Annotated in this window: 6 protein-coding genes; 3 read left to right on the forward strand and 3 right to left on the reverse strand. The window is 67.0% G+C overall.

Annotation, left to right across the window (positions count from 1 at the left end; all coding sequences use genetic code 11):
- Positions 1-109 precede the first annotated feature (109 nt).
- The 3 genes from N5E02_RS19250 to N5E02_RS19260 form a co-directional block, all read right to left on the reverse strand.
- The gene (locus N5E02_RS19250) at positions 110-1,759 is read right to left on the reverse strand and encodes a phosphoethanolamine transferase (protein ID WP_262220255.1); all 1,650 of its coding nucleotides are present in this window, start codon (positions 1,757-1,759) and stop codon (positions 110-112) included.
- Positions 1,756-2,523 carry a phosphatase PAP2 family protein gene (locus N5E02_RS19255; protein ID WP_279946621.1) on the reverse strand — a complete coding sequence of 256 codons (768 nt, stop codon included), beginning with the start codon at positions 2,521-2,523 and terminating at the stop codon, positions 1,756-1,758. Before N5E02_RS19255 ends, N5E02_RS19250 begins: the two co-directional genes overlap by 4 nt.
- 112 nt (positions 2,524-2,635) lie before the next feature.
- Entirely contained in the window at positions 2,636-4,339 is a 1,704-nt protein-coding gene (locus N5E02_RS19260) for a glycosyltransferase family 39 protein (protein ID WP_279946622.1), read from the reverse strand.
- 130 nt (positions 4,340-4,469) lie between these two features.
- On the opposite strand from N5E02_RS19260, the gene N5E02_RS19265 reads away from it, so the two are divergent.
- The 3 genes from N5E02_RS19265 to N5E02_RS19275 all read left to right on the forward strand — a co-directional run.
- The gene (locus N5E02_RS19265; RefSeq protein ID WP_005418278.1) at positions 4,470-5,183 is read left to right on the forward strand and encodes a response regulator transcription factor; all 714 of its coding nucleotides are present in this window, start codon (positions 4,470-4,472) and stop codon (positions 5,181-5,183) included.
- Positions 5,170-6,456: a HAMP domain-containing sensor histidine kinase gene (locus N5E02_RS19270; protein WP_005418277.1), complete on the forward strand. Its 1,287-nt coding sequence runs from the start codon at positions 5,170-5,172 to the stop codon at positions 6,454-6,456. Before N5E02_RS19265 ends, N5E02_RS19270 begins: the two co-directional genes overlap by 14 nt.
- A 120-nt stretch (positions 6,457-6,576) precedes the next feature.
- Positions 6,577-7,809: DUF819 family protein (locus N5E02_RS19275; protein ID WP_279946623.1), on the forward strand; the 1,233-nt coding region annotated here is incomplete at its 3' end.

The following is a 7,809-nucleotide window of genomic DNA, read 5'->3' on the forward strand; positions in this document are numbered from 1 at the left end:
CCGCAACCGGACCCACCCCGCCACCCCTCAGGAAACCCGCTTCTGCTGTTGCTTCGGCCGTTGCCGTTGCCCCCGCAGGTGCAGGGCTGCAAGCCCTGCCGAACAACCCTCAACCTTCGCAGTTGGCGAACACGTCGCGGTCGCGCTCGTACAGCGCCGTCTTCACCTGCATCAGGCCCAGCACCGACGGGAACAGGTTGTCGTGGTCGGTATACGCCGCCGAACGCTTGCGCACGCACTGCAGATCCAACCCACGGCTGCTGGCGAAGCCCGGCGAGAACCACATCGTCATCGGTACGCGGGTCTGCTCGGCCGGTGCGATCGCATACGGCACGCCATGCAGGAACAGGCCCTTCTCGCCCAGCGATTCACCATGGTCGGACAGGTAGATCATCGCCGTGTCGTAATCCTGCATGCTCTGCAGGGTACCAATGGTCTTGCTCAGGAAATGATCGGTGTACAACACCGCGTTGTCATAGCTGTTGGTGATCTCGTCGCGCGAGCAACGGCCGATGTCACGGGTGTCGCAGGTTGGCTTGAAGCGGGCAAAGGCGGGCGGGTAGCGCTCGAAGTAGGCCGGGCCGTGGTTGCCCAGCTGGTGCAGCACCACCACCCGGTCGCCGGGCTTGGCCCGCACCTGGGTGGCCAGGTCCTGCAGCAGGATCTCGTCCATGCAGCGACCATCCGCGCACAGGCCGGGTGTAGTGGCGTCGGACAATGACTGGAAGTCCAGGCCCTCGCACACGCCCTTGCAGCCGGACTGGTTGTCACGCCACAGCGGCGCGATGCCGGCGCGATTCAGTACGTGCAGCAGCGACTGGTGCGCACGGATCTTCTTCTCGTCGTAGTCGTGGCGGCCCCACGGCGAGAACAGGCACGGCAGCGAGACCTCCGTGCTGGTGCCGCATGAGTGCATGTCCGGGAAATTGATCACGCTGGCCTGGGCCAGTTCCGGAGTGGTGTTGCGGCCACCGTTGAGGCCCCAGTTCTGCGCACGGACGGTCTCGCCCATGACGATCACCAGCAGGCGCGGCTTGCTGGCCGGGGCGCGTGGCGTGGCCTTGGCGTCGGTGCCGATCGGCAGCTTCGGTGCGCGCTGCACCGGGTTGTCGCCACGCAGCGCACGCGGCATGCCCAGCAGCACGTTGGCCGGGGTGGCGAGGTAACGCACTTCGCGCTGGTTGCGCATCAGTGCCGAAACATCCTGGAACGAGATCAACGCGCCGCCGACGGCGGTCACCGCGGCCACCGCCAGGAACCCCAGTCGCCACAGCAGGCTGCGGCCCCAGCTGCGGCGACGCAGCTGCACGCGCCACAACACCGCCATCGGCAACACCGCCAGCAACAGTACCGGCCACAGCAGCGACACGGTCATCAGCTCGCGGCTTTCCTTGGGGTCGGTCGCCAGCACGTTGCGCAGCATGTCCGCATCCAGGTAGATGTGGTAGCGGCTCATGTAGTGCGCGGCGAATGCGGTCACCAGCAGCAACAGGCTGATCACCACCTTGGCGTTCCAGCGCCAGACCAGGATGCCCAGCAGCACGCCGTGAGCGCCCAGCAGCAACAGCAGCAGCGAAAGCGCGTAGCGCAGGCTGCCTGGATGGCTGGCCATCGCGCTGTGCCAGAACAGGCCATTCCCGGCTACCGCGAAGAACAGGCTGGTCAGCGCGATCAGCGCTTCGGTGGACAGCTGCGGCCGCCAGTGGCGCAGACCCGCAAGGGCGGGGAGGCGGGCGGGCCATTGGACCGATGCACTCATGCGTTTGCCTCCTGGCGGTTGGGACGGTCCCGCTGACGGCGTGTCAGGACGCGTTTGACGATCAGATACAGGCCGAGCGAAAGCAGCCAGCAGATCAATGCGGTGGCGACGTCATGCGAGAGGAAGTGCGCGCCGCGCAGCTGCTGGCTGATGCCGAACACCAGACCGGTGCCAAGACCGATCCACAACCCGGCCCAGCGCCATGAAGGGCGCCACAGCAGGGCAAAAAAGTAAAGGGACAACCATGCATAACCCGCGCTGGCGTGGCCCGCCGGGAAGCAGGCCTGCGCGGCCATGCCTGCGGGGCGCGCCGTGAAAAGCCCGATGAAAGGCTGGTGGCCACCGTAGCGGAGCAGATCCCACGGGCATTCCATCGGCACCAGCGCCTTCAGCAGGGAGATCACGCCGGTGCCCAGCGCCAGGGCAAGTACGACATAAAGCAGCGCCCACCGCAGGGTGTGATCGCGTCCTTTACGCCAGTGATGGAAGCACAGCAGGAGCACGACCAGCGCCGCCGCAGTGCTCAACCATTTACCGGCCTTGTGCACGACGCTGCGGGTGATCCAGGCGTCCTGCAATGCCCAATGGCCGCCCTCAAGACGGAACAGGTGGTCGGCCACCCACTGGTCGCCGCCGAACCCCATCAGCAGCGCAAACACGGGCAGACCGATTGCGACAGGCAGCCAAAAGTGAGTTACGGCGAATCTTGACGCCAGTGGCGATGTCGCAAGCGGCGCGATCGAATCAAGGGGACGAACGGGCATGCTGAGGGAAGGCGGGTTCGGGAATCCGCAGTCATGCTCGTCACCTGCATGTCGGAGAAGGGTCGGACGCTCGTTCGCGCCGGGTTAATGCTTGCCCGGCACGAGTCAACGTTCAGTCTTCTTCGGCGGTCGAGCCGGCCCGTTCGGCGTGGCATTGCGGATCCCAGGCCGTACCGGGAAGCAGTTGCCAACGATTCCTGTTGGCAACACCGATATCGATCACCTTGGCCGGATCCACGCAGGGGCTCATCGCCTCGTCCAGCACCAGCAGCCAGCGCTTGTCCGGCGCCTCGGCCACCCACGGGCCGGCGTCGTGCCACTGCTCGGCCCAGGGCCGCTTGAAGCCGAACTCGCGTACCGGGCGGTCAGCCTGCAGCAGGTTCTGCTCGCGCCAGGCGACCAGCGCCAGTTCGGCGTCCGGACCGATCCGTGCGCCGACGCGGCGCATCAGCGCCGATGCCGATGCGTAGGGATCCAGTGCCGGAATCAGCACCAGGCCGTAGAGCATCCACAGCATGCCGTGGGTCAACAGCACCAGTGTCGTGGCGCGGCGCACCCGCAACCAGACGACCAGCGTGGCCAGCGCGATGGCGAAGGTCAGCAGGCCATCACCCAGCACCGGCAGCAGCGCATCGGGCATGGCCCGGCGCTCCAGTTGCGCCAAGGCCCACGGGTGCTCGGTCATCAGCATCACGCCGAGCACGCCGGTGGCCAGCATCAGCACCACGCTGTAGCCGAACAGATAGCGGCGCACGCACAGCCGGCGCAGCAAGCCGGGCAACAACGGCGCACCCGCCAGTGCCATCGCAGGCAGCATCGGCAGCACATAGACCTCGCGCTTGCCCGGGCTGGCGCTGAAGAACACCAGCACCAGCAGCGCCCAGCCCAGCAGCAGCCACTGCCGGCGGTCGCCCCGGCGGATGCGGCGCCACCACGGCTTGAACAGCAGCGGCAGCAGCAGGCTGCCCGGCAGCCATAGGGTCAGGATCACCTGCAGGTAGTACCAGGCCGGTTGGCGATGGTGCCAGGCGTTGGCATAGCGGGTACCGGTCTGCTTGAACAACAGTTCATGCGCGTAGACCTGCAGTTCGGCGCTGGGCGTGTGCAGCAGCGCCCAGCCCAGCGGGGCAAGCCACACCGACACGCCCAGCAGGAAGGCCGGGATCAGCCACAGCAGCGTTGCCGGGTGGGGGCCGTCCACGCTGCGACCGCGGCGACGCTGGTACAGCCACCAGCCGAACCACGGCAGGACCATCAGCAGCGGCAGGAAACCCACGCCTTTGGTCACCGTGCCGAGGCCAGCGGCGAACCCCGCCAGCCACAAGGCAGCCAGGTTGTGGCGTTCGCACAGGTGGCGCATCAAGCCCCACAGGGCCACCGTGGTCATGCCGACCAGCACCATGTCGATCTGCGCGCGCTTGGCCATCAGGCCAAACTGCAGGGTGCAGAACAGCGCCGCCAGGGCGTACAGGGAATGCCGCGGTGACCACAGTCGGCGTGCCAGATCCGACACCAACCACAGGCTGAGCAGGGCGCCCAGCAGCGACGGCAGCAGGAACGACCACTGCCAGCTGCCGACGATCTCGTAGGCCGCCGCCTGCAGCCACATGAAGACCGGCGGCTTCTCCGCATACAGCTCCACGCCCCGGTGCGGCAGCAGCCATTGCCCGCTTTCGACCATGGTGCGGGCCGCCAGCACGAAGCGCGGCTCGTCCGGTGGCTGCGGCTGCCGAAGGCCGATCCCCGCTGCCAGCGCAGCAACGATCAACAGCCACAACAGGGGCAGGCGCCAACGGCGGGGCAGGGCTACGGGCACGGCAGGCTCCGGGAGCAAAACGGCCATTCTGAGGTGGCGGGGGTTGGAAAAGCGTCAGAGGAGGCCGGGGCGACCGCATTCCGACATGCGCAGCGCTACCATGGTACGAACTTCCGTGGATGTTTCGTGCATGCGTCTGTTGGTGATCGAGGACAACCGCCAGCTGGTGGCCAACCTGTTCGACTACTTCGAGTCGCGCGGGCATGTGCTCGACGTGGCCCCGGACGGCATCACCGGCCTGCACCTGGCCGGCAGCCACCCCTACGACGCGGTGATCCTGGACTGGATGCTGCCACGCATGGAGGGGCCGGAGGTGCTGCGTCGCCTGCGCGCCGAGCACGCTTCGGAGGTGCCGGTGATCATGCTGACCGCGCGCGACGAGCTGCCGGACAAGATCACCGGATTCCGCGCAGGTGCCGACGACTACCTGACCAAGCCGTTCGCCCTGCCCGAGCTGGAAGTTCGGCTGGAGGCGCTGCTGCTGCGTGCGCAGGGCCGAAACCCGCGCAAGCGCCTGCAGGTGGGCGACCTGGTGCTGGACCTGGCGACCCTCGAAGCCCAGCGGGGGGGGCAGGTACTCCACCTGTACCCGGCCTGCCGCAAGCTGCTGGAGGTGCTGATGCGTGCCAGCCCCGGTGCGGTCACCCGCCAACAGCTGGAGTTCGCCCTGTGGGGCGATGAGCCACCGGATGGTGACCTGCTGCGCTCGCATGTCTACGAGCTGCGCCGCAGCGTCGACGGTCCGTTTGCCGACAAGCTGATCCACACCCTGCCGCGGGTTGGTTACCGCCTTGCGGTGACCGCGGCCGCCGGTGCAGGCAAGGATGATGATGAAGGCGCGTAGGCCGGGCCCGCTGTACCGGCGCGTGGTGTGGTGGTTGCTGGGCTACCTGGCCCTGCTGTCGATCGCCGTGTTCAGCGTCGGCAACTACGTGCACGAACACGCCGAACATGCCGCCTGGCGCGCGCTGCTCAATTCCGAACTGGACAGCATCGTCGAGCACGTCGAGCATGAGCCGCACTATCGCTGGCAGGATTCGGACACGCTCAGCCTGTACCGCTTCGATGCAGTCAACCTGCCTGACAGCCTGCGTACGCTGCATCCGGGCCTTCACGACGGCGTGATGATCAAAGGCCGGGAGACGGCGGTGATGGTGCGCGAGACCCGGTCGATGGGACGTGTCGCGCTGGCGCTGGACATCTCCGACTTCCATGACCTGGAGCAGTTCGCCACGCGCTGGGTGATGCTGGCCGGGGTGATCATGATCTTCGTCACCGTGCTGATGGCGTCCTTCGGTATGGAACGCATGGTGCGCCCGTTGAGCCTGCTGGCCCAGCACATCGGCGCATTGCGGCCGGGCGTTCAGGGCCAGCGCATCGAGGTCGACCCGCGCGGCAGTTCCGAGCTGCACACCATCGCCGATGCGCTGAACGACTACCTGGACCGCAACGAGCAGTTCGTCGAGCGTGAGCGGGTCTTCATCAGTACCGCCAGCCATGAACTGCGCACGCCGATCGCAGTGATGACCGGTGCTGCCGAGCTGGCGCTGGAGCAACCGGGCCTGCCCGAACGTGCCCGCCAGCAGATGCAGCGGGTCCTGCGCACGGCACAGAGCGTGGAGCAGCTGATCGAGCTGCTGCTGGTGCTGGCGCGTGATCCTGCGCGCCTGGCCGCGCGTGCCGAGCGCATCGCACTGGACCAGCTGCTGCCGGAGATCGTCGACGACCATCGACACCTGCTCGGCGACAAGGACCTGAGCATCGGTATCCAGGCCGCGCCGGTGGATATCGTCGCGCCGCTGGCGGTGGTGCAGGCGGCGATCGGCAACCTGCTGCGCAATGCCATCGAAAACAGCGGCCGCGGCCATATCGAGCTGCAGCTGAGTTCGTCGGCGGTACTGACGCTGCAGGACCCCGGGCATGGGATGAGCCCGGAGGAGATCGCGGCGATCCACGCGCGCATGGCCCGCGGTGAGCGTGCCGATCGAGGCAGTGGCATCGGCCTGGACCTGATCGCGCGGCTGTGCGAGCACCTGGGCTGGACGCTGCAGTTGCAGCCCTGCCAACCGCGCGGGACGCGTGTCACCCTGGACTTCGGCGCTTCGCGCCCCGCCTGATCGGACGGCCGACTTGCTTCGCGCTGCGGCATGACCCGGCGTGAAGACAGTGTTAATCTCGACCTGCGCCGCTTCATGCGGCGCTTTTTTTTCCCGCTCTTTCGATCGACAGAGGATCCCATGCCGACCGAACCCGCTACTGCCCTGATCAGCAACGATATCGTTGGACTGGGCCTGATTGCCGCCACCCTGGCCCTGATCTTCTGGGCCGCCAGTGGTCCGACCCCGCTGTTGAAGAAGATCTTCGCCTGGGTGCCGGCACTGCTGCTGTGCTATTTCATCCCCGCCATCTACAACACCGCCGGTGTCATCGATGGCCACAACACCTCGCTGTACAACCCGGTCGCGCGTGACGTGCTGCTGCCGGCCGCGCTGGTCCTGCTGACGCTGTCGATCGACCTCAAGGGCGTCATCAAGCTGGGGCCGAAGCTGTTGCTTGTGTTCTGTGCCGGTACCGCTGGCATCATGCTCGGTGCGATCGTCTCCTTCCAGCTGATGAAGCTGATCCATCCGGAAACGGTGGCCGGTGATACCTGGGCCGGCATGGCCGCACTGGCCGGCAGCTGGATCGGTGGCGGCGCCAACATGGTCGCCATGCGTGAGGTGTTCGGCACCGATGCCACCACCTTCGGCCAGTTCGCCGTGGTCGACGTGGCCTGCGCCAGCCTGTGGATGGCGATCCTGCTGTTCCTGGCCAACCGCGCGCAGCAGATCGACACCCGCAACGGGGCCGATACGCGCGCCATCGACGAGATGAAGGCACGCATCAGCGCCTACGAGGCACAGAACGCGCGCATTCCCAGCATGACCGACCTGATGGTGATCGTCGGCGTGGCACTGGGTGGCGTCGGCCTGGCCCACGCCATCGCCGCACCGCTGTCGGGCTGGTTCAAGGCCAACGTCAGCTGGGCCAGCCAGTTCAGCCTGGACAGCCAGTTCGTGTGGGTGATCCTGCTGTCCACGGCGATGGGGCTGGGCCTGAGCTTCACCCGTGCGCGCCGGCTGGAAGCCGCAGGCGCTTCGCGGTTGGGCACGGTGTTCCTGTACTTTCTGATCGCCTGCATCGGCATGCAGATGAATCTGCTGTCGCTGCTGGATCGGCCGTGGCTGTTCCTGCTCGGCGCGATCTGGATGGCCACGCATGTGCTGGTGCTGTGGGTGGTGGCCAAGCTGCTGCGCGCGCCGCTGTTCTTCTTCGCGATCGGTTCGCAGGGCAACATCGGGGCGGCCGCCTCGGCACCGGTGGTTGCTGCGGCGTTCCACCCGACGCTGGCGCCGGTGGGGGTGCTGCTGGGTACGGTGGGCTATGCCACCGGTACCGGGTTGGCTTATGTCACCGGCCTGATCCTGAAG

This window comes from Stenotrophomonas sp. GD03777 (assembly GCF_029842485.1).
GTDB lineage: Bacteria > Pseudomonadota > Gammaproteobacteria > Xanthomonadales > Xanthomonadaceae > Stenotrophomonas > Stenotrophomonas sepilia.